This is a genomic window from Bradyrhizobium sp. AUGA SZCCT0283, from assembly GCF_018130385.1.
In the GTDB taxonomy this organism is placed as follows: domain Bacteria; phylum Pseudomonadota; class Alphaproteobacteria; order Rhizobiales; family Xanthobacteraceae; genus Bradyrhizobium.
In genome coordinates, this window is record NZ_JAFCLU010000006.1 from 207,681 (window position 1) to 229,051 (window position 21,371).

At 63.9% G+C, this 21,371-nt stretch carries 16 protein-coding genes; 6 read left to right on the forward strand and 10 right to left on the reverse strand.

Annotated elements, in window-relative coordinates; translation table 11 throughout:
* Positions 1 to 17 precede the first annotated feature (17 nt).
* Positions 18 to 1,313 (forward strand): O-acetylhomoserine aminocarboxypropyltransferase, encoded by a 1,296-nt coding sequence (locus JQ624_RS11370; RefSeq protein ID WP_212418966.1) that lies wholly within the window; start codon positions 18 to 20, stop codon positions 1,311 to 1,313.
* A gap of 3 nt (positions 1,314 to 1,316) precedes the next feature.
* Entirely contained in the window at positions 1,317 to 2,099 is a 783-nt protein-coding gene (locus JQ624_RS11375; protein ID WP_212418967.1) for an alpha/beta fold hydrolase, read from the forward strand.
* Here the strand turns inward: JQ624_RS11375 and JQ624_RS11380 are convergent, their stop codons facing one another.
* From JQ624_RS11380 to JQ624_RS11395, 4 genes are all read right to left on the reverse strand, one after another.
* Positions 2,100 to 3,125, reverse strand: coding sequence for a S1C family serine protease (locus tag JQ624_RS11380; RefSeq protein ID WP_212418968.1), 1,026 nt, complete (start codon positions 3,123 to 3,125; stop codon positions 2,100 to 2,102).
* Positions 3,126 to 3,206: 81 nt separating this feature from the next.
* Positions 3,207 to 3,656: a hypothetical protein gene (locus JQ624_RS11385; RefSeq protein ID WP_212418969.1), complete on the reverse strand. Its 450-nt coding sequence runs from the start codon at positions 3,654 to 3,656 to the stop codon at positions 3,207 to 3,209.
* Positions 3,657 to 3,663: 7 nt separating this feature from the next.
* Complete coding sequence (locus tag JQ624_RS11390) at positions 3,664 to 5,265, reverse strand: GMC family oxidoreductase (RefSeq protein WP_212418970.1); 1,602 nt, start codon at positions 5,263 to 5,265, stop codon at positions 3,664 to 3,666.
* 101 nt (positions 5,266 to 5,366) lie between these two features.
* On the reverse strand, positions 5,367 to 6,593 hold the full coding sequence (locus JQ624_RS11395) for a cytochrome P450 (RefSeq protein ID WP_212418971.1): 1,227 nt from the start codon (positions 6,591 to 6,593) through the stop codon (positions 5,367 to 5,369).
* A 165-nt stretch (positions 6,594 to 6,758) separates the two neighbouring features.
* Between JQ624_RS11395 and JQ624_RS11400 the strand changes: the two genes are divergently transcribed.
* Entirely contained in the window at positions 6,759 to 8,387 is a 1,629-nt protein-coding gene (locus JQ624_RS11400) for an NAD(P)/FAD-dependent oxidoreductase (protein ID WP_249129705.1), read from the forward strand.
* Positions 8,388 to 9,225: 838 nt separating this feature from the next.
* Here JQ624_RS11400 and JQ624_RS11405 read toward each other — a convergent pair.
* The 5 genes from JQ624_RS11405 to JQ624_RS11425 form a co-directional block, all read right to left on the reverse strand.
* A complete protein-coding gene (locus JQ624_RS11405) occupies positions 9,226 to 12,546 on the reverse strand; it encodes a carboxyl transferase domain-containing protein (RefSeq protein ID WP_212418972.1) in 3,321 nt (1,106 codons plus the stop codon).
* Between the two features lie 207 nt (positions 12,547 to 12,753).
* Positions 12,754 to 14,196 carry an amidohydrolase family protein gene (locus tag JQ624_RS11410; protein ID WP_212418973.1) on the reverse strand — a complete coding sequence of 481 codons (1,443 nt, stop codon included), beginning with the start codon at positions 14,194 to 14,196 and terminating at the stop codon, positions 12,754 to 12,756.
* 130 nt (positions 14,197 to 14,326) lie between these two features.
* Positions 14,327 to 15,352: an ABC transporter substrate-binding protein gene (locus JQ624_RS11415; RefSeq protein WP_212418974.1), complete on the reverse strand. Its 1,026-nt coding sequence runs from the start codon at positions 15,350 to 15,352 to the stop codon at positions 14,327 to 14,329.
* 44 nt (positions 15,353 to 15,396) lie between these two features.
* Entirely contained in the window at positions 15,397 to 16,173 is a 777-nt protein-coding gene (locus tag JQ624_RS11420) for an ABC transporter permease (protein ID WP_212418975.1), read from the reverse strand.
* A gap of 1 nt (position 16,174) precedes the next feature.
* On the reverse strand, positions 16,175 to 17,053 hold the full coding sequence (locus tag JQ624_RS11425) for an ABC transporter ATP-binding protein (protein ID WP_212419039.1): 879 nt from the start codon (positions 17,051 to 17,053) through the stop codon (positions 16,175 to 16,177).
* 194 nt (positions 17,054 to 17,247) lie between these two features.
* Between JQ624_RS11425 and JQ624_RS11430 the strand changes: the two genes are divergently transcribed.
* Positions 17,248 to 18,006: a GntR family transcriptional regulator gene (locus tag JQ624_RS11430; RefSeq protein WP_212418976.1), complete on the forward strand. Its 759-nt coding sequence runs from the start codon at positions 17,248 to 17,250 to the stop codon at positions 18,004 to 18,006.
* Positions 18,007 to 18,104: 98 nt separating this feature from the next.
* Here the strand turns inward: JQ624_RS11430 and JQ624_RS11435 are convergent, their stop codons facing one another.
* Positions 18,105 to 18,536: a nuclear transport factor 2 family protein gene (locus JQ624_RS11435; protein ID WP_212418977.1), complete on the reverse strand. Its 432-nt coding sequence runs from the start codon at positions 18,534 to 18,536 to the stop codon at positions 18,105 to 18,107.
* Between the two features lie 151 nt (positions 18,537 to 18,687).
* Between JQ624_RS11435 and JQ624_RS11440 the strand changes: the two genes are divergently transcribed.
* The gene (locus JQ624_RS11440) at positions 18,688 to 19,929 is read left to right on the forward strand and encodes an amidohydrolase family protein (protein WP_212418978.1); all 1,242 of its coding nucleotides are present in this window, start codon (positions 18,688 to 18,690) and stop codon (positions 19,927 to 19,929) included.
* Between the two features lie 219 nt (positions 19,930 to 20,148).
* Entirely contained in the window at positions 20,149 to 21,363 is a 1,215-nt protein-coding gene (locus JQ624_RS11445; protein ID WP_212418979.1) for a mandelate racemase/muconate lactonizing enzyme family protein, read from the forward strand.
* Positions 21,364 to 21,371 lie beyond the last annotated feature (8 nt).

Genomic DNA, 21,371 nt, shown 5'->3' on the forward strand with positions numbered 1-21,371 from the left:
GATTTGACGAGCCCCGCATGCCCGCACCCAAGCCGCCTGCTTTCGAAACCCTGAGCCTGCACGCCGGCCAGCGCCCGGATCCCGCAACCGGCGCCCGCGCCGTTCCGATCTACCAGACCACGTCCTACGTCTTTCAGGATTCCGACCACGCCGCGGCGCTGTTCAACCTGGAACGCGCCGGCCATATCTACACCCGCATTTCCAATCCGACGACCGCCGTGCTCGAAGAGCGCCTCGCCGCGCTGGAAGCCGGCGTCGGCGCGATCTGCACCGCGAGCGGCATGGCCGCGCTGCATCTGGCGATCGCAACGATCCTTAACACCGGTGACCACATCGTGGCCTCCGCCTCGCTCTATGGCGGCACCATCAACCTGCTGGCGCATACGCTGCCGCGCTTCGGCATCACCACCACCTTCGTCAAGCCGCGCGCCCTCGATGAATTCCGCGCGTCGATCAAGCCGAACACGCGGCTCGTGATCGGCGAGACCATCGGCAATCCCGGGCTCGAGGTGCTGGACATTCCGGCGGTGGCGCAGATCGCGCATGACGCGAAAATTCCGCTGTTGATCGACAACACCTTTGCGACGCCGTATCTCAGCCGCCCGATCGAACTCGGCGCCGATATCGTGATGAACTCGGCGACCAAATGGATCGGCGGCCACGGCATTGCGATCGGCGGCGTCATCGTCGACGGCGGCCGGTTCGACTGGCACGCTTCCGGCAAATTTCCCCAGCTTACCGAACCCTATGCCGGCTATCACGGCATCGTCTTCGACGAGCAGTTCGGCCAGGCCGCCTTCATCATGCGCGCGCGCACGGAAGGTTTGCGCGACTTCGGCGCGTGTCTCTCGCCGACCAACGCGTTCCAACTGCTGCAGGGCGTCGAGACGCTGGGCGTCCGCATGGAGCGCCATATGAGCAATACGCTCGCGGTGCTTGAGGCACTGACCGCCAACAAGGCGGTCGACTGGGTGCTGCATCCGGCGCTGGAAAATCATCCCGACCATCAGCTTGCGAAGCGGCTGCTGCCGCGTGGCGCCGGATCGATCGTGAGCTTCGGCATCAAGGGCGGCCGTGCCGCCGGCAAGAAATTCATCGAATCGTTGCGGATGATCAGCCATCTCGCCAATGTCGGCGACGCCAAGACGCTGGTGATTCACCCCGCCAGCACCACGCATCAGCAGATGGATGCCGCACAGTTGAAGGCCGCAGGCATCGGCGAGGAGCTGGTGCGGCTGTCGGTCGGCATCGAAACCGTCTCCGACATCATCGACGATCTCGGCCAGGCGCTTCGCGCATCGCAGAAGGTTTGAACCATGCAGCTTTCCGTCAATGGTGCTGATGTCTTCGTTGCCACCGGCGGCCGTCCGTTCGATCCATCGCTGCCGGCGGTGGTGATGCTGCACGGCGCCGGGTTCGATCATTCGACCTGGGCGCTGCACAGCCGCTGGTTTGCGCATCACGGCTACTCGGTACTGGCGCCCGATCTGCCGGGCCATGGCCGCTCTTCCGGCGCGCCGCTTCCGACCATCGCCGACATGGCCGACTGGACTGCCGCCCTGCTCGACGCCGCCGGCGCGCCCAAGGCAAAACTCGTCGGTCATTCCATGGGCTCGTTGATCGCGCTTGAGACGTCCGCGCGGCATCCCGACAAGGTCTCCGGTCTCAGCCTGATCGGAACCGCCGCAACGATGACCGTCGGTCCTGATCTGCTCAAGGCCGCGGAGGCCAACAGTCCCGACGCCTTCGACATGGTCTCGATCTGGGGCCTCGGTTTCAAGGCCGAGCTCGGCGGCAGCCTCGCGCCGGGACTGTGGATGCATCAGGGCGCACAGCGCGTGCTGCAGCAGACGCGGCCCGGCGTGCTCTATAACGATCTCAACGCCTGCAACGCCTATCAGAACGCGCTCGCTGCCGCCGCTCAGGTCAAGGTGCCCGCCACCTTCATCCTCGGCGAGCGCGATATGATGACGCCTGCGAAGGCCGGCAAGACGCTGGCGGCCGCGACGCCGAACGCCCGCACCGTCGTGCTGCCGGGCGCCGGCCACATGATGATGGTCGAAGCGCCGGACGAACTGCTGGCGGCGTTGCAACGATAGCTACTGCCTTGCTGCAGGCTTGCGCTCGACCGGATGGATATCGATCGCTCGCAACCTTCCCATCCGCAGCACGTCCATCGACAGCGTCCGTCCGACGCGGTCTCGGTCGAGCACGCGGATCAGATCGTCGACGCCGTTGATCTCGATACCGTCGAGTTTGATCACGACGTCGCCTGGCAATAGTCCCGCCTTCGCCGCCGGACTGTCCGGCTCGATCTGCGCCAGCAGCGCGCCCATCTTGTTGTCGACGCCGGCGACCACCGCATGGCGCCGCGGGATCGGCGCGGTCTGGCCAGCGACACCGATATAGGCGCGGCGGACATAGCCGTGTCGGATGATCTCGGACAGCACGAACTGCGCGGTGTTGCTGGCGACCGCAAAACAGATGCCCTGCGCGCCATTGATGATCGCGGTGTTGATGCCGATCACCTCTGATGACGACGACACCAGCGGCCCGCCGGAATTGCCGGGGTTGAGCGCGGCGTCGGTCTGGATCACGTCCTCGATGGTCCGCCCGCTCACCGAGCGGATCGAGCGGCCGAGCGCCGACACCACGCCGGCGGTTACCGTCGATTCAAATCCCAGCGGATTGCCGATCGCGACCACGAGCTGGCCGCGACGCAGGCTCTTGGAATTGCCGAGCGAGGCATAGCGCAAATCGCGCGCGCCGTCGGCCCGCAGCAGCGCGAGGTCGGTGTCGGGATCGACGCCGAGCACATGAGCATCGGTGACAAAGCCTTCGATGTCGCGCAGCCTGATCTCTTTCGATGATCCGACCACATGGCTGTTGGTCAGCACCAGACCATCGGGCGAGATGACGATGCCCGAGCCAAGCCCGCCGCGTTCGCGCGCGGAGCGCACTTTAGGTCCGGTTTCGACGCGCACGACGGCGGGGCCGACGCGTTCGGTCACGTCGATCACGGCATTGGAATAGGCGTCGAGCAAGACCCGGTCGTTATCCCCGGCAGGCTCGGCCGTTCGCGATGACAGATCGTCATCGGCGATATCTGAGGTAAAATCCAACATGGCGAGATTCCTTCGGCCTCATCAGATGGTGGCCGGGAACCGGATGCGCAAGATGTCCGCAGTCGGCGCCGGGCTGGCCTGCTAGGGCGCCCGCCTGAGCGTCGCCGGGCGTGCCTTGACGGGATCGAGCAGCGACCAGTCGCCCTGTTCCAGCGTGTAGCCTTTCGGGAACGGTGCGCGCAGCTCGAGCCCGAGCGAGCGCAGCACGCGGTCGTCGCGGTAGTAGCACTGCAGGACGACGCGGACGAGCGTCGCCGCCGCAGCGCCGCCCGTGGCGCGGAACTCCGTCGCGACCGCATCGCGTTTGGCCGCATCGAGTTCGGCCAGCGGCTTGCCGGCGAGACGCGCGAGATAGTCGAGCGCCTGCGCGACCAGCGCGGTGTCGCGGCCGAGCGTCGCCAGCATGTCGGCCTGGATCGCGGGGTCGTCCGCGCCGGGCACCTTGTACTCATCGCTGGCGGGAACGATCATCGCCGCGACGGTGCGGAGATCGTCGCGCTGGGCTGCGGTCAGTTCATTTGTTGTGGGCATGGCGGTCTCAATCGAAGAGGTTGGCAAGGCGTTGCTTCATCTGGTCGGCGACGTAGAGCGCGATCGCCTGGATGGTCGAGGTCGGGTTCAGCCCGCCTGACGTGACGAACACGCTGCCGTCGACGATGAAGAGATTCTTCACATCGTGCGAGCGGCCCCATTCGTTGACCACGGAGCGCGCCGGGTCGGTACCCATCCGCGCCGTGCCGAGCAGATGCCAGCCGCCCCATGGAATCGGGTTGTTGATGCAGATGTCGGTTGCGCCTGCGGCTTCGAGAATCTCCCGGCCACGCGCCAGTCCATGATCCATCATCTTCCGGCTGTTCTCGCTGAGCATGTAATCGATCTTCGGCGCCGGGATTCCGTGGCCGTCCTTCAGCACGGGATCGAGCGTGACGCGGTTGTGCTCCTCGGGCAGATCCTCGCAGATCGCGGAGACCGCGAGGCGATGGCCGTTGAGCCTGCGAAACACGCGGTGGTGATCGGCGCCCCACGGCAAAATGCCCTTCTGCTCGCTCGCCACCGCTTCGAACACGGGCCCTGCACCGCGGCCGAACTGGATGCCATAGCCGCGAACGAAGCCGCGCGACAGATCGGTGTCGTAAAATTCCTTGCTCCAGAGGCAGGTCGGCGGCGCGCGGTTAGAGTCGGTCGGCTCCTTCACAAAACCGTAGATCTGCGCATAGGGGTGGAACATCAGGTTCTTGCCGACCAGGCCGGATGAATTGGCGAGGCCGTTCGGGAATTTGCCCGACACCGAGTTCAGGAGCAGCCGCGGCGTGCCGACGCCGTTACAGGCGATGATGACGACCTCGGCCGGCTGGAACTGCTCGACGCCATCCTTGTCGTAGTAGACGACGCCCGAGGCCATGCCGTGCTCGTTGGTCAGGATCTCGCGCACGCGGCAATGGGTCTTGAGCTCGACGCCGGCGCGGATCGCGTGCGGCCAATAGGTGATGTCGGTCGAGGCTTTTGCGCCTTGCGCGCAGGCCGGCGTGCAATGGCCGAGGTTGATGCAGCGCGCCCGGCCCTCGTAGTCCATCGTCGCAACGGTCGTGTCCGATGGCCACCAGTGCCAGCCGAGCTTGTTCATGGCCTTGCCGATCAGCGGGCCGGAGAGTCCAAGCGGCTGCGGCGGCATCGGCGGGTGCGTCAGCGGCGACAGCGGATCGCCTGACAGGCCCGATACGCCCATCATCCGGTCGTTCTCTTCGAAGAACGGGGTGAGTGCATCGTAATCGATCGGCCAGTCATCAGCGACGCCGTCGAGCGTCTTCACCTTGAAATCGGAGGGATGCAGCCGCGGCCAGTGCGCGGTGTACATCACCGTCGAGCCGCCGACGCCGTTGAAGTTGACGACCTTGATCGGCGAGTTGTCGTCGTTAACAGGATAGTCCTCGGGCCGGCCGCGGATGTTCGGGCTGGTCGCCCAATCGCCGTAGAACTTTGCTTCCCAGTCGCGGCCGGTGCTCGGATATTCCGCAGGGTTCATCCAGCCGCCCTGGTCAAGGCAGAGGATGTGCATCTTGGTATCGGCCAAGCTCCATGCCACCGCCGCGCCGGACGCGCCGGCGCCGATGATCAGGACGTCAACGGGGTCGTGCTTCATTCTTGTTCCTTCTTACCGTCATTGCGCAAGGACGAAGCAATCCATTCTTTCTTTCGCGGCGAAATGGATTGCTTCGCTTCGCTCGCAATGACGTGGATAGATCAGCTCACAATCCTTACCGGCAGCGAGCGGATGCCGCGGATGAAATTTGAATAGAGCCGCTGCGGCGGGCCCATGATTTCGAAGCGAAGGTCGCGGTTCAATATTTCCTCCCAGAGAATGCGGATTTGCTGTTCGGCGAGACGGTCGCCGACGCAGCGGTGGATGCCGGCGCCGAACGCAAGATGCTGGCGCGGCTTGGCGCGGTCGATGATAAATTCATCGGCGCGGTCGATCTTGCTCTCGTCGCGGTTGCCAGAGATGTACCACATCACGACCTTGTCGCCCTTGGCGATGCGGCGGCCGGCGAGTTCGGTGTCGTCACGCGCGGTGCGGCGCATATGCAGCACCGGCGTGTGATAGCGGATGATCTCGGAGACGAGGTTCGGGATCAGTTCGCGCCGCGCGCGCACCAGCTCGAACTGTTCTGGGTTTTCGACCAGCGCCGTCAAGCCGCCGCTCATCGAGTTGCGGGTGGTGTCGTTGCCGCCGACGATCAACAGCGCCATCGTGCCGATGAATTCGCGTGGTTGGAGATGGCGCGTGGCTTCGGAATGCGCCAGCATCGAGATCAGGTCGAAGGCCGGCGGGGCGTCGGCGCGCGCTTCCCACAATTTACGGAAGTATTCGCCCATCTTGACCAGTTCATCGAAACGTTCGGCCTCCGAATGCACGACGGCGTCAGGCGAATTGACATTGGCGATCGCGACATCGGACCACCAGGTCAGCTTCATGCGATCCTCCCACGGGAAATCGAACAGCGTCGCCAGCATCATGTTGGTGAGATCGGTCGAGACCCGCTCGACCCAGTCGAAGGTCTCGTGGCGCGGCAATGCATCCAGCACATCGCATGTTCGCTTGCGGATCAGCGGCTCGAAATTGGCGAGATTCGACGGCGCCACGATCGGCGCGACGACGCGTCGCTGCGCGGTATGCCCCGGCGGGTCCATCCGGATGAAATTCGAGATTTCGTGCCCCCTGGGCTGATCGGCCACCTGAATACCGCCGAGCTCCGAGCTTGACGAATATGTCTCGTGATCGAGTTCGACCGCAAAAATGTCGTCGTAGCGCGTCACCGACCAGTACGGCCCGAACGGCGAGGCCTCGCAATAATGCACGGGATCGTCGCGGCGCAACTGTTCGAATAGCGGCCGCCAGGTGTCGTCCTGATAAAGGCGGGGATCGCTGACGTCGATCGAGGCCAGCTTGCGCTGCAGCGCCTGAGCCATCGCTTCCCTCCCCTCCTGCCTTCGCCGCTTCGCGGGCGATCTGACCCCTGACGATAGGATCAGATGCGGTCGCGAGTAAAGCCGACCGGGACCGGCTGACGGCAAACCTGCAACCCTGCCACGCGTCCATGCGGGGTTTGTCCACCGGCGCGAGAGCGGGTAGCCTTGCACGAAACCACAAACGCGGGAGCGACGCCGATTCCGGATTTCGACGCCATCGTCATCGGCGCGGGCATGTCGGGCCTGTACCAGCTCTATCGCTTGCGTGAACAGGGTTTTCGCGTGCGGGTGTTCGAGGCGGGCACCGACGTCGGCGGCACCTGGTACTGGAACCGCTATCCCGGCGCGCGCTTCGATTCCGAAAGCTATTCCTACGGCTACTCGTTTTCCAAGGAGTTGCTGCAGGAATGGGAATGGTCGGAGCATTTCGCCGGCCAGCCAGAGACGCTGCGCTACCTCAATTACGTCGCCGACAAGTTCGATCTGCGCCGCGACATCCAGTTTCGCAGCCGCGTGACCGCGGCCGTTTACGACGAAGGCTCGCGGAGCTGGGGCATTACGCTCGAGGACGGAAGCGAGTTCAGCGCGCGGTTCCTGATCACCGCGATCGGACCGTTGTCGACGCCCACGCTGCCACGGATCGAGGGCCGCGACAGTTTTGAGGGCAAATCCTTCCACACCGCGCGATGGCCGAAGGAGCCCGTCGATTTCGCCGGCAAACGCGTCGCCGTGATCGGCACCGGCGCGACCGGCGTGCAGACCATCCAGACCATTGCCGGACAGGTCGGCCATCTCACCGTATTCCAGCGTACGCCGAACTGGTGCGCGCCGCTGCACAACGGCAAGATCGACGCGGCGACACAAGCGAAGATCAAGGCGGGCTATCCCGAAATATTCGCCCGCTGCCAGGAGACCTTCGCCTGCTTCCTGCATACGCCGGATCCGCGCGGCGCGTTCGAGGTGTCGGACGAGGAGCGCGAGGCGTTTTATGAAAAGCTCTATGGCGAACGCGGCTTCGGCATCTGGCAGGGCAATTTCCGCGACATATTGATCGATCGCAAGGCGAATGCGACGATCTCCGATTTCGTCGCGCGCAAGATCCGGCAGCGGGTGAAGAATCAAGCCGTGGCGGAAAAGCTGATTCCAAGGAATCACGGATTCGGCACGCGGCGGCTGCCGCTCGAGACCTTCTATTACGAGGTCTACAACCAGGACAATGTCGAACTGGTCGACATCAACGAAACGCCGATCGAGCGCATCACGCCCGAGGGCATCAAAGCCAGCGACAGGGAATACGCGTTCGACATCATCATCTATGCGACCGGCTTCGACGCCATCACCGGCAGCTTTGACAAGATCGATTTCCGCGGCGCCGGCGGGGTGCGTCTCAAGGATAAATGGAAGAGCGGACCCGAGACCTATCTCGGCATCATGGTCCACGAATTCCCGAACATGCTGATGCTGATGGGGCCGCACACCGCGCTCGGCAACATCCCGCGCAGCATCGAATACAGCGTCGACTGGGTGACGGGACTTGTTGGGTTTGCGTTCGAAAAGGGGCTGACGCGGCTCGAAGCGACGCCGGCGGGCGTGAAATCCTGGACCGATCACGTCAAGGCGCTCGGCGAAGGCCTGCTGTCCAACGAGGTCAATTCCTGGATGACCGGCATCAACTCCAACGTCGAGGGCAAGCAGACCCGCATCGTCGCCCGCTACAGCGGCAGCGCGCCGGCGTATCGCGCGCGATGCGATGAGGTGGCGGCGAAGGGGTATGAGGAGTTGCGGCTGGGGTAGTATTTTCCGTACCGGCAAACGTCCCCCTCCGTCATTGCGAGCGCAGCGAAGCAATCCATTCTTTCTTTGTGCCGAGGCATGGATTGCTTCGCTGCGCTCGCAATGACGTGGATACAGTTTCGCGATCTCGCGGCACACTGCGCCCGAGGTTTGCATCTTCGTTTGCCCTCGTTGAATTCAGAGGGCGCAGGGAAGACCGGGTGCTTGCTGCACCCGCGGTCTCGCGTGCGATTTGCGCATAAGAAAATGCACACGAGCATACAGGGCAGCGGGAACACTCCGGCCTTCCCTGCGCAATGGCTTTACGGCTTACTTCGTGCTCTTCCCGGAGAACGGCTCTTTTGCCTCCGTCGCCCGCGAAAGCTTGCTCTCGCGAACTTAGCGCCAGCACCGCGGCGCCCGAACCACACGACTTCGCCGTACGCCTTTGGCGCGTACGTCTATCGCGCCCTCAGCGTCCATCGCATCTCACCGCGCGTTCGTGACGATGGCCAACGCCCCTCATCTGCCGTGAGACAAGCGGAGTTATGGGACTGATTTGCGTGAGAACGAAAGCGGAATATTTTTCAATCCCGGGCTTGACACGATTTCTGAAAATCAGAAGTGATTTGCCCGTCGTGGCAGTTGGTCGCACGCGGCCGCACAAGATTGCGCTTGCGTGCCAAGCAAATCAGCTCGCAGTCCGTAGACACAAGCGCGCCTGTCTCTGCATCGTCATTGCGAGCGAAGCGAAGCAATCCATGCTTCAACGTGGGGACAGATGGATTGCTTCGCGGAGCCTGTCATCGGGCGCGCATTCGCGCGACCCGTTGGCTCGCAATGACGGGAGAGAACTTCCTCACCACGCGTCGATGCACGGCCGCTTCTTCGTCGTGCGGGCTTCCGGCTTTGGCACCGAGCGCAGGCCGGACATGATCCACTGGCGCGTGTCGGCGGGATCGATCACTTCGTCGATCTCCAGCACCGAAGCGATCGAGACCGCCTTGCCGTTGGCATAGAGCTCCGCGACCTTGGCCTGATAGTACTCCTCGCGCTCGGCCGGATCTTCGATCGCTTCCATCTCCTTGCGGAAGCCAAGCCGAACATAGCCTTCGAGTCCCATGCCGCCGAATTCGCCGGTCGGCCAGGCCACCGTGAAGAACGAGGCGTGGAAGCCGCCGCCGATCATGGATTGCGCGCCGAGGCCGTAGCCCTTGCGCAGGACGATGCCGAACAGTGGCACGGTGAGGCTCGCGCCGGTGACGAACATGCGCGCGACATGGCGCACGATCGCGGTCTTTTCGGCTTCAGGACCCACCATGAAGCCCGGCGTATCGCACAGCGACAGGATCGGAATGTCGAAGGCATCGCAGAGCTGCATGAAGCGCGCGGCCTTGTCGCCGGCCGGCGCATCGATCGCGCCGCCGAGATGCTTTGGGTTGTTGGCGATCAGGCCGAACGGTTTTCCTTCAATGCGGATGAAGGCGGTGATCATGCCGACGCCAAAGTCGCGGCGGATTTCCAGCACCGAGCCTTCATCTGCCAATAGATCGATCACGGTTCGAATATCATAGACCCGCAGGCGGTTTTCCGGGATGGCCCGCCGCAGCAAGCGCTGGTCCGGCGCCTTCCAGTCAGCAACGGCGCCCTGGAAGTAAGACAGATATTTCTGCGCGGCGGCCGTCGCTTCCGCCTCGTCCTCGACCAGGATGTCGATGACGCCGTTCGGCGACTGGAACGACACCGGTCCCACTTCAGCCGGATGATAGACGCCGAGGCCGCCGCCTTCGATCATCGCGGGGCCGCCCATGCCGATCGACGCGTTCATCGTCGCGATGATGACATCGCAACAGCCGAGCATCGCGGCGTTGCCGGCAAAGCAATAGCCGGACACCACGCCGATGACCGGCACCAGCCCTGAGAGTTTTGCGAATTGCACGAAGGACGGCCCGTCGAGGCCGGTCATGCCGAGCCGGTCGGTGTCGCCGGGCCGGCCGCCGCCGCCTTCGGCGTAAAACACCAGCGGCATCCGCCATTGCTCGGCAAGGCCCAGCATGCGGTCGATCTTCTTGTGATTCATATGGCCCTGGGTGCCGGCCAGCACGGTGTAGTCGTAGGCAATCACCATGCAGCGGGCGGCATCCGCACCGAATTTTTCCGCGTTCACGGTGGCGACGCCGGAGATCAGGCCGTCGGCCGGGGTGTTGCGGATGAGGTCGTCGACCGCGCGGCGGCGGCGCTGGGCTGCGATGGCGAGCGAGCCGTACTCGACGAACGAACCCTCATCGACGAGTTGCGCGATGTTTTCCCGCGCCGTGCGCTGGTTGGTCTTGCGGCGGCGCTCGACCGACGCCGGACGGTTTTCATCGAGCGTGATGGCGTGGCGCTCGATCAGTTCGGCCAGATCGGGACGGATGTGATCGAGATCGACGTCCTCCTCCTCGGCCACATCATGGGCGTCGATTTCGGCCGGCTCCAGATAGAGGATCGCCTCGTCCTGCATCAGCGTCACGCCGGCTTCCGCCGCGACCCTCGTCACCCTGCCGCCATGCGGTGCGGTCACCAGATGCTCCATCTTCATGGATTCCAGCACGGCGATCTGCTGGCCGGGGCGGACGAGGTCTCCCTCCTCGACGTCGATGGCAACGATGGTGCCTTGCAGCGGCGCCGGTACCGCGACCGAGCCGACCGGCCCTGTTGCCGATGCCGCGACCGCAACCGCGAGCGCCGCATCATCGGCGGCGCTGCCGGATTCGACCAGCTCCGTCTCCGCCGTCGTGTTGGCCTCGCCGACCAAGGCGGCGACATGCTTGTCGATGAACCCGGTGCTGAGGCGGTTCTCGACAAAATCCGGATGCGCCAAAATCGCCGCCAGGAAGGGGATGTTGGTCGCGACGCCGCCAACCCGGAACTCGCGCAGCGTGCGCGTGGCCTTGTGCACGACGTCGGTCCAGTTACCACCCGGCGAATGCACGATGACCTTGGCGAGCAACGAGTCGAAGGCGGTGCTGGTGCGGTAACCGGAGTAACCAAACGTATCGACGCGAACGCCGGGGCCGGACGGCAGGTCGAACAGCGCCAGCGTCCCGCCGGTCGGCCGGGTGCCGCCGGTTTCGTCCATCACCTCCATGTTGACGCGGAGCTGCATCGCATAGCCGCGCGGCTTTGGGATATAGGCCTGCGCCAGACCGAGCGAACCCAGCGTGGCGCCGGCCGCGACCGCGAGCTGCGACTGCACGAGATCGAGGCCGAGCACCGCCTCGGTGACGGTATGCTCGACCTGCAGCCGCGGATTGGCCTCGATGAAGGCGAACGCCTGGTCGCTCGCTCTGGCGTCATTATCGACGAGGAATTCGAAGGTGCCGAGATTGTCGTAGTTGGCGGCCGCCGCGAGGTCCTTGGCAGCGTCAATGATACGCCCGCGCAGCGCGTCGTTCAGCGACGGGCTCGGCGCGACCTCGATCAGCTTCTGGTTACGCCGCTGGATGGTGCATTCGCGCTCCCACAAATGGCTGATCGCGCCATGGCGGTCGCAGATGATCTGCACCTCGATGTGGCGAGCGTTGCGGATCAGGCGCTCGACATAGACGCCGTCGCTGCCGAAGGCCGCCATCGCCTCGGACTGGCAGCGCGCATAGGCCTCCTCCAGCCTGGAGGCGTCGTCGACGATGCGCATGCCGCGGCCGCCGCCGCCGGCGATCGCCTTGATCATGATGGCGCCGCGCTCGCCCTGGGATGCAAGGAAGGCCCTTGCCTCTTCCAGGCTGGTCGGCCCGCTGGTGCCCTCGATGACGGGCACGCCGCATTGTTTTGCCAGCGCCTTGGCCTGCGCCTTGTCGCCGAACAGGTCGAGCGCTTCCGGCGATGGCCCGACAAAGACGATGCTTTCCTCGGCGCAGCGCCGGGCGAACGTGGCATTCTCGCTGAGGAAACCATAGCCCGGATGCACGGCGTCGCACCCGGTCGCCTTGGCGGCTGATATCACGGCCTCGATGTCGAGATAGGCCCGCGCGCCGCGCCCCGGGATTTCGCAGGCGGCGTCGGCGGCGCGGACATGCAGCGATTGCGCATCGTCAGCGGAATAGATTGCCACGGTGGCGAGGCCCGCGTCGCCCGCCGCGCGGGCGATGCGGATGGCGATCTCGCCGCGGTTGGCAATCAGCAATTGATGGAAGGACATTGACGTTTCCGTTCAGGCACCGGAGCGAAATGAACGGCTAACCGGCTCACCTCGCCCCGCATGCTTCCCCATACACCAACGGCAGCGCGATATAGCCGCCGTTTCAGTTTCTTGTTGCTGAACATGAAACCTTTGCCGGGATTCTGCGCAAGTGGAATTTCGTTCCACAGCACGGAATTCACACAGCAGGATGAGGCGCTTAGCGCGTCACCGGCAATCGAGATGCGCTTCGAACCAGTTCTGCAGCGATGCCGACAGCGGCGGCCAGGCGCGTTGAAAGCCGGAGAGCTTCCTGGCGCTGGCCCGATAAATTCCGCGCAGTTCCTCGTCGATCGCGGGGAGATCGACGCCGGTGCAGCGGCCTTCGCCGACGATCTTCCGGCCATCCACCACCACATCGCGCAACAGCGACGCATTGCCGCGCGCGAACAGGAGATCGATGGGGTCGACCGGCATGATCTGGTCGCGGTCGAGACGATCGAGATCGATGGTGACGAAATCGGCCGGTGCGCCAGGCGTGAGCGTGCCGGTTCCGGGCGCACCCGTCGCCTTCCGGCCGTTGGCAATCGCGAGCGCGAGAAATTCGGAAATGGTCCATGTGCGCTCGAAGCCAAGGCCGCCGTGCATCATCTGCACCAGCCGCATCTCGCGCAGCACGTCGTCGTCCTCGTCGAGTGCCAGGCCATCGACGCCGACCGCAATGGCGCAACCGCATTTGTGGGCAGCCGCGATCGGCGCGAGGCCGGAGCGCAGATGCAGATTGGAAGAGAAATTGGTGACGATGCGCGCGCCGGAGGCCGCGATCATCTCGATCTCGTCGGGCCGCGCGTGAATACAATGCGCCAGCGTCAGCCGCTCCGACAGGAAGCCGATGTCATGGAGGTAACGGACGATGCCATCAGGAAAATGCTGGTCCGCCCAGGCGCGCTGGTAGATCGTCTCCAATAAATGCATGTGGATGCGCCGGCCGGTCTGCGCGGAGTTTTCCGCGACCGCCTCCAGCAGCGGCTTTGAGCACCACTGCACGCCGGCCGGGCCAAGCTGCACATCGACCTTGGGACCAGCGATGGCCGCGGCAATCGCGTCCGTCAGCTCGATATAGGCTTTCGGCGACATCGGCGCGCGAACGAACATCTGCTCGATCGTGCTGCGATCGTCTTTGGAGAGGCCGGAGAGAACCGGCTCTTCAGCGCCATACACGACCGGATTCTGGTCGCGGACGGCCAAGGCAAAGGCGATGCGGATGCCGACGTCGGACGCCGCGCGCGCAATCGCGCTGGCCTCTTCCACCAGCGGCATGGTGCCGCGCGGGCGGGTGTAATGGATCATCATCGCCGCACAGCCGGCGCGCGCCGAACGCGCCAGCGCCGAGGCCGCGGTCAGATAGGGATCGACCGGCGTACCGAGCGCCGAGCGGAGAATCCAGCTTTCCAAGGGCATGCCGAGCGCGCCGAACGACGACGCGGTCGGGCGGGCGTGATCGTGGGCGTTGACGAAGGCGGGAAGCACGAGGGAGCGCGGGCTTGTGGCAGGAGGCGCTCGGGAGGAGATATCGGTGATGGTTCCGCCATCGTGCCGCAGCACGACGTTTTCAAGCAGGCCGCGGTCAGGGCCACAGAACAGGCTATGTGCCGCGACTTCCATCGTCATGTCCCGCCTTCTCGTCATTGCCTGCGACAAACGCGCAGCGTTTGCGCAAGGGAGCAAAGCGACGAAGCAATCCATCTTTTCCCGTGCGGAGGCATGGATTGCTTCGCTTCGCTCGCAATGACGGCAACACTCAATTCGCCGTATAGACCAGTTCACGCTCGGCGCGCGGCGGCAAAAATTCGCGCGAGAAGATTTCCGCAGGCGCAGGCGCCCGCGCAAGCTGGTAGCCTTCGACGATGATGCCGATGGCGCGGGCCATGCGGTCGTCCTTGACGTCGCCGACGCCGATCTCCTTCATCTCCGGCGAGACGATCAGCTTGTCGAAGGAATATTGCAGGCGGCGCTTTTCGACCTCGACATTGATCAGGTTGTCGTAATTGACAGCGGCCTTCATCCCGGCGTTCTGGTCCTTGGCGATCGCGATCATGCCCTTGTTGACGGCGCGAACGAGCCCGGCGACGGCCTTCGGATTGGACGCCAAGAGCTTGCGCGAGACCATCACGCCGTTGGAATAGAGATCGAGCCCGTAATCGCCGAACTGGAACCATTTGTAGTCCTTGTCGGGATCCTGGCGGTTCAGCACCAGGTTAAAGTAGCTCGTGATGTTGAACACCAAAGCGGCGTCGATATCGCCCTTGATCAGCATCGGCTCCTGCAGGTTGGGCGCCATGTTGGAGATCTTGATCTTCTCGCCTTCCAGCTTGTTCTTTTGCGCGAACACCGGCAGCAGCCGCGTGGTCGGCGTGCCCTGCGCGCCGCCGAGCGTATGGCCCTCGAAATCCTTGATGGTGTTGATGCCGCTGGTCTTCTTGGTGACGATCGCAAACGGCGGCTGGTTCCAGACCATGTAGACCATGACGGGCGCGTCCTGCGGCTTGGTCGAAGCGTTCTGGATGATGGCGTTGACGTCGCCGAAGCCGGCATCATAGGCGCCGGACATGATGCGCGTCACCGTAGCACCCGAGCCCTCGCCCTGGTCGATCACGACATTGAGGCCTTCCTCTTTGAAATAGCCGTTGTCCTTGGCATAGAAGAACACGGCGTCGGACCCTTGCGTCTTCCACCCGAGGGTGAACTTGATCGTCGTTTCCTGGGCACACGCGGTGCCGGCGAACAAGGCAACTCCCAACAGCGCGGCGCTTACTCTGGCTAACATCGTGGTCTCCTCGACAAGGGTTGGATGGCGGTCGAAAATCCGGTTCAAGTGGCGATCAGGTCGTTCTTGCGGGTGGCCCAGCCGGTGACGCGGCCCTCGATCACCGAGAAGATCACGTAGAGCGCGACGCCGAGGCCGGCGAGCACGAACAGGCCGGCGAACACCAGCGGCACGTTGAAATTGGAGGACGCGGTCATCATGACGTTGCCGATGCCGCGGTTCGAGGCGACGGTCTCCGACAGCACCGCGCCAACGAAGGCGTAAGAGATCGCGACCTTCAATGACGCAAAGAAGAACGGCATGGTGCGCGGCAGCCCGACGTTCCAGAGAATGTCGAGCTTGCTGGCGCCGAGCGCCTTCAGCACGTCTTCGAGTTCGGCCTCGGTGGTTGCGAGGCCCGTCGCGATGTTGACCACGATCGGGAAGAAGCAGATCGAGAGCGCGGTCAGCACCGCCGGAACGGTGCCGGAGCCGAACCACAGCACGAAGATCGGCACCACCGCGACCTTTGGAATCGACGAGAAGCCGACCAGCAGTGGATAGGCGGTGTCGTAGGCGGTCTTCGAAACGCCAATCACCGCGCCGAGCACGACGCCGAGGCCGACGCCGAGCACGAAGCCGATCATCGTGGTCGCCAGCGTTTGCAGGATATGCGGCAAGAGGATCGGGAACTTCTCGAACAGCGTGACGAACACCTGCGACGGGCGCGGCAGCACCAGATCGGACATCCCGGTCATCAGGCAGAACAATTCCCAGGCGACGAAAAACAGCACGATTAATGTCGCTGACCATGCTTTCTGGCGATAATCGAGATCGGGCATGTCAGGCCGCTCCCTGTGTTGCCGGGGCGTCTTTGGATGCTGTTCGGGCATCCTCGATGAACGCGCGCAGTTTTTGATTGAGCGCGACGAAATCCGGCTCAAACGTCATCGCGACCGTGCGCGGACGGGCGAAGGTGACGTGGCTGTCGTCGAGGATGCGGCCGGGCCGCGCGCTCATCACGCAGATGCGGCTGCCGAGAAACGCCGCCTCGCGCAGATCGTGCGTCACCAGCAGCACGGTCGGCTTGTGGGCGATCCAGAGGTCCTGAAGGATCGACCACAGTTCTTCCCGCGTGAACTGGTCGAGCGCGCCGAACGGCTCGTCGAGCAGCAGCATCCGCGGCTCGTGGATCAGCGCGCGGCACAGATTGGCGCGCTGAAGCATGCCGCCGGAGAGTTGCCAGGGGTAGCGGTTGCCAAAGCCCTTGAGGCCGACCTGCTCCAATAGCGCATGGGCCTTGTCGCGGAATTCGGTCTTGCGGAGTTTTCGGAATTGCGACCGAAAGGGTTCAACGATCTTGAGCGGCAGCATGATGTTCCGCTCGATCGTCATCCAGGGCAGCATGGTCGGATTCTGGAACGCCATGCCGACGCGCAAGGCGCGCGCCGCCACTTCCCGGCCGCCAACGATGACAACGCCGGTGGATGGCTGCACCAGCCCGCTGACCAGCCGCAGGATGGTGGACTTGCCGCAGCCGGACGGCCCGACCAGCGCGACGAACTCGCCATCGGCGATCCGCAGCGTCGTCGTGGAAAGGGCCGGCACCGCGCGGGCGCCGCGGCCGAAGGTGACGGAGGCCTCGGAGAGCTCGATGGCGACGGGTGCGGCCGAAGCGGGAACCGGCGATCCCTGAAATTCCGAATGTGGTTGCATGCGCATCATGGCTGGAAGTGCATGCAAGCCGAATGCCAGCGAAACTTACGTTTGAAATCAAGGGTATCGCGGATGACCGCCGAAGCGTGCGGATTCCTTTTGTGCAATCCGGCCCTCAAACTGCATGCAATTGAGGCGCTCAATCGGTGCGCAATTGTGATAAGAGAGCCCAATCGAAGCCCACGTTCAAGGATTCGCCGATGGCGCCTCGCGCCGCCAGCAAAACCGCTGAATCATCCGACAAGGTCGGCGTGATCTGCCGCGCGCTTCGCCGCGCCATCATCGAGCAGGCGCTGGAGCCTGGCGCGAAACTGCCGGAGGATTCGCTCGGCGAACGCTTCGGCGTCAGCCGCACCATCGCCCGCCATGCGCTGGGCCAATTGGCCGCGGAAGGCCTCGTCGAGCTTCGCCGCAACCGGATTGCTGTCGTGGCGACGCCAAGCTGGCAGGAAGCGCGCGATGCCTTTGACATCCGGATCGAACTTGAACGCCTCGTGGTGCGCCAGCTCGCCGGCAAGCTGACCAAGAGCCAGGTTGCGGAACTGAACGCCCATGTCGACGCCGAGGACCGCGCCCGTGACGGCACGGACGCGGTGTCGATCCGGCTGGCGACGGAATTTCACATCCTGCTCGCCAACATGACCAACAGCCCGATCCTGGTGCGTTACGTCAGCGAGGTCGCCTATCGCTGCTGCCTGACGCTGTCGCTGTACAGCCGCCCTCATTCATCGGAATGCGCGATCAACGAGCATCGCGCGATCATTGCAGCACTGGTCAAGGGCGACGAGGCCAAGGTGATGAGCCTGATGCACAGCCATCTGGACTCGGTCGCCAATCGCGCGCTGGTCGCCCCTGCCCCGCAGCGTGGCCGCGATCTGCTGGATATTCTGGCGCCCTATGCCGAGGAAGGCGAAGGCAAGCGGGTGGTGAAACTGCCGAAGGTGGTCAGGGCGAGGTAACCAACACCGTCATTGCGAGCGCAGCGAAGCAATCCATCGCGCCGCAGAAAGAAAGATGGATTGCTTCGTCGCTTCGCTCCTCGCAATGACGAGAAGTATCACGCCCCGATCCCCATCTGCACCAGAATGCGCTCGGCGCTGTCGTTCCACACATCCATCTTCACGATCTGGCCGCCCTTGACCACGAAACGGTCAACGTAGCGGTTGTCTTTGAACGGCGTGCCGTCGAGCCATTCGCCATAGAGCGTGCCGATGCTGTAGACGACGGTCTCGTCCGCACCCGGGCAGACGTCGAAGCGGTCCATCTTCTTCTTGACCCAGCGATAACGCCGCGCGTTGAAGCCGGTCGGCCCGCGCGGATGATCGAACTCGCGTCCGCCGGTGAAGGTGATGATCGTGCCGGGCTTCATGTAGGTGGCCGCTGCCTCGGGATCCGGGATCATCGACGCCGTGAGATAGGCCTCGACCACCTCGGCATCGGACATTCCCTTACCAGCGTTCTTGGGCTCGGCTTTGGCGGCAACGGTCATGCGGCTTCTCCTGACGGGACAATATACAATCGGCCCGCCAAACTGCATGCACATATTTTGAACAATTCAGCCTGCAAACTGCACACAATCTGGAGCTGCCGCGCAGCTGTCGATCCGCTAGGTTCGGACAACATTCACCCAACCCGATCCGATGAACACGAAAACCGCCTTCGACCTGATCTTCCGCAACGCCAAAACCCGGTCCTCAGCCATCCCGGTCGATATCGGCGTTGCCGGCGGGCGTATCGCCGCCATCGAACCGCAGCTTGCCTGCGAGGCGGCCGAGATCGAGGTCGGCGGCAAACTCGCGCTGCCCGGCTTCGTCGACACCCACATCCACCTCGACAAGGCCTGCCTGCTCGGCCGCTGCGGGCACGACCATGGCAGCGTGGCGGAGGCCATCGCCGCGGTCGCGGCCATGAAGCGCGATTTCACGGTGGACGATATCTATGCGCGCGGGTCGCGGGTGATCGAGCGCGCCATCGTGCATGGCACCACCCGGATGCGCACCCATGTGGAGATCGATCCGCGCATAGGTTTGCGCGGCTTCGAGGCGGTCAAGGCGCTGAAACGCGACTATGCCTGGGCGCTCGATCTCTCGATCTGCGTGTTTCCGCAGGAGGGCCTGACCAATGATCCCGGCGCGGAGGAACTGTTGATCGCGGCCTTGCGCGACGGCGGCGACGCGATCGGCGGCTGTCCCTATATGGACACCGCCCCGAATGCGCATCTCGAAAAGATATTTGATCTGGCGCAGGAGTTCGACGTCGATATCGATCTGCACCTCGACTTCGATCTTGATCCGTCGTGGTGGCATCTCGAAGAGGTCTGCCGGCAGACCGAGCGGCGCAACTACCAGGGCCGCGTCGCGATCGGCCATGCCACCAAATTGTCGGCGCTGCCGCCGGACCGGCTGCAGGCAGCCGCAGCGCGGCTGGCCAAATCAGGCGTCGCCGTGACTGTGCTGCCCGCGACCGATCTGTACCTGATGGGCCGCGACGCCACGCATAATGCGCCGCGCGGGATGACAGTCGCGCACAAGCTGGTCGAAAATGGCGTCGTGTGTTCGGTCGCGACCAACAATGTGCTCAATCCCTTCACGCCGTTCGGCGATGCCTCGCTGCTGCGGATGGCGAATTTCTACGCCAATGTCGCACATGCCGGGATCAGCGACTTCGATGCCTGCCTCGATCTCGTCACCGAGCTGCCGGCGCGGCTGATGAACCTGAGGGACTACGGCATCGCGCCGGGCAATCCCGCCGATCTGATTATTCTGGATACCGACAGCGGCCCGAACGCGGTTGCGGAACTGCCTGACATGCTGATGGGATTCAAGAACGGGCGGCAGGTGTTCGAGCGGCGCCGGCCAACGCTGTTTCGGCCGCAGGACTAGCCTCCTGCATCGTCGGCGGCTTCATCCTTCGAGACGCGGCGCAAGCGCCGCTCCTCAGGATGAGGTCTGAGACCCTCATGGTGAGGAGCGCGGCAAAGCCGCGCGTCTCGAACCATGCAGGCCGTGCTCTGCCTTATGCGCTGCCCTGCAATTGACGGCCCCGCCAATCCATTGTTGTTATCTCTGCCAACACAACAACAAGCCCCGGGGCAGGAAATCATGAAAAAAGCCACCACCATAAGAAGCGTCGAAACGCTCGCCTGCGATGCCGGCTGGCGGAACTACCACTTCGTCAAGATCATGACCGAGGACGGCATCGTCGGCTGGAGCGAGTACGACGAGGGTTTTGGCGCGCCGGGCGTGACGGCAGCAATCGAACGGCTTGGCGCGCGCGTGGTCGGCAAGAACGCTTACCAGCATGAGCGGATTTACGCGGAATTGTTTGCCGCGACGCGGCCGGCCGCCGGCGGCGTGGTGGCGCTGGCGTTAGGGGCGATCGAGAACGCCCTGCTCGACGTCAAGGCCAAGGCGCTGGGCGTGCCCTGCTACGAACTGCTCGGCGGCAAGATCCGCGACCGCATCCGGGTCTACTGGTCGCATTGCGCGACCTGGCGCATCAACCATCCCGACTGGTTCAAGCCGGCGATTACCGATCTCGACGGCGTCAAGGGAATCGGGCGTGAGGTGCGCGAAAAAGGCTTTACGGCGATGAAGACCAACATCTTCGTCTACACTGACGGCAAGCCGCAGGGCTGGCGGCCCGGATTCGGCTCGCCGTTCGAGCCGGAGATCAATGTCGATCGCAAGGTGCTGCGAAACCTCTGCATGCATCTGGAAGCGATCCGCGACGGCGCCGGGCCCGATGTCGATTTGCTGCTCGACCTCAACTTCAATGCCAAGACCGAAGGCTATCTGAAGATCCTGCGCGCCATCAAGGACATGGACCTGTTCTGGGTGGAGATCGACACCTTCAACCCGCAGGCGCTGGGTTACATCCGCCGCCAGAGCCCGCACCCGGTCTCATCCTGCGAGACGCTGCTGGGCCTGCGCGAATTCCTGCCCTACTTCAACGAACAGGCGATGGATGTCGCCATCATCGACACGCCCTGGAACGGGGTGTGGCAATCGATGAAGATCGCCGCCGCCGCCGAACACTTTGAGGTCAACGTCGCCCCGCATAATTTCTACGGCCACCTTTGCACGATGCAGAACGCGCATTTCTCGGCCGCGGTACCGAATTTGCGCATCATGGAAACCGATATCGACCGCCTGGCGTGGGACCATGAACTGTTCACGCATGTGCCTGACATCGTCGACGGCCATCTCATCGTGCCGGACCGGCCGGGCTGGGGCACCGAACCCAACGAGGAAGGCCTGCGCGCCCATCCGCCGAAGAGCAAGGGCGGGCTGTTGAATTACGGGCAGAAGAAGTAGACGCGCGC

Coding starts and splice junctions, on each gene's coding strand:
- JQ624_RS11370 (WP_212418966.1), top strand. CDS start 18: ATGCCCGCACCCAAGCCGCCTGCTTTCGAAACCCTGAGCCTGCACGCC.
- JQ624_RS11380 (WP_212418968.1), bottom strand. CDS start 3,125: ATGTTGGATTTTACCTCAGATATCGCCGATGACGATCTGTCATCGCGA.
- JQ624_RS11440 (WP_212418978.1), top strand. CDS start 18,688: ATGAACACGAAAACCGCCTTCGACCTGATCTTCCGCAACGCCAAAACC.
- JQ624_RS11415 (WP_212418974.1), bottom strand. CDS start 15,352: ATGTTAGCCAGAGTAAGCGCCGCGCTGTTGGGAGTTGCCTTGTTCGCC.
- JQ624_RS11425 (WP_212419039.1), bottom strand. CDS start 17,053: ATGCGCATGCAACCACATTCGGAATTTCAGGGATCGCCGGTTCCCGCT.
- JQ624_RS11445 (WP_212418979.1), top strand. CDS start 20,149: ATGAAAAAAGCCACCACCATAAGAAGCGTCGAAACGCTCGCCTGCGAT.
- JQ624_RS11420 (WP_212418975.1), bottom strand. CDS start 16,173: ATGCCCGATCTCGATTATCGCCAGAAAGCATGGTCAGCGACATTAATC.
- JQ624_RS11385 (WP_212418969.1), bottom strand. CDS start 3,656: ATGCCCACAACAAATGAACTGACCGCAGCCCAGCGCGACGATCTCCGC.
- JQ624_RS11375 (WP_212418967.1), top strand. CDS start 1,317: ATGCAGCTTTCCGTCAATGGTGCTGATGTCTTCGTTGCCACCGGCGGC.
- JQ624_RS11395 (WP_212418971.1), bottom strand. CDS start 6,593: ATGGCTCAGGCGCTGCAGCGCAAGCTGGCCTCGATCGACGTCAGCGAT.
- JQ624_RS11430 (WP_212418976.1), top strand. CDS start 17,248: ATGGCGCCTCGCGCCGCCAGCAAAACCGCTGAATCATCCGACAAGGTC.
- JQ624_RS11390 (WP_212418970.1), bottom strand. CDS start 5,265: ATGAAGCACGACCCCGTTGACGTCCTGATCATCGGCGCCGGCGCGTCC.
- JQ624_RS11435 (WP_212418977.1), bottom strand. CDS start 18,536: ATGACCGTTGCCGCCAAAGCCGAGCCCAAGAACGCTGGTAAGGGAATG.
- JQ624_RS11405 (WP_212418972.1), bottom strand. CDS start 12,546: ATGTCCTTCCATCAATTGCTGATTGCCAACCGCGGCGAGATCGCCATC.
- JQ624_RS11410 (WP_212418973.1), bottom strand. CDS start 14,196: ATGACGATGGAAGTCGCGGCACATAGCCTGTTCTGTGGCCCTGACCGC.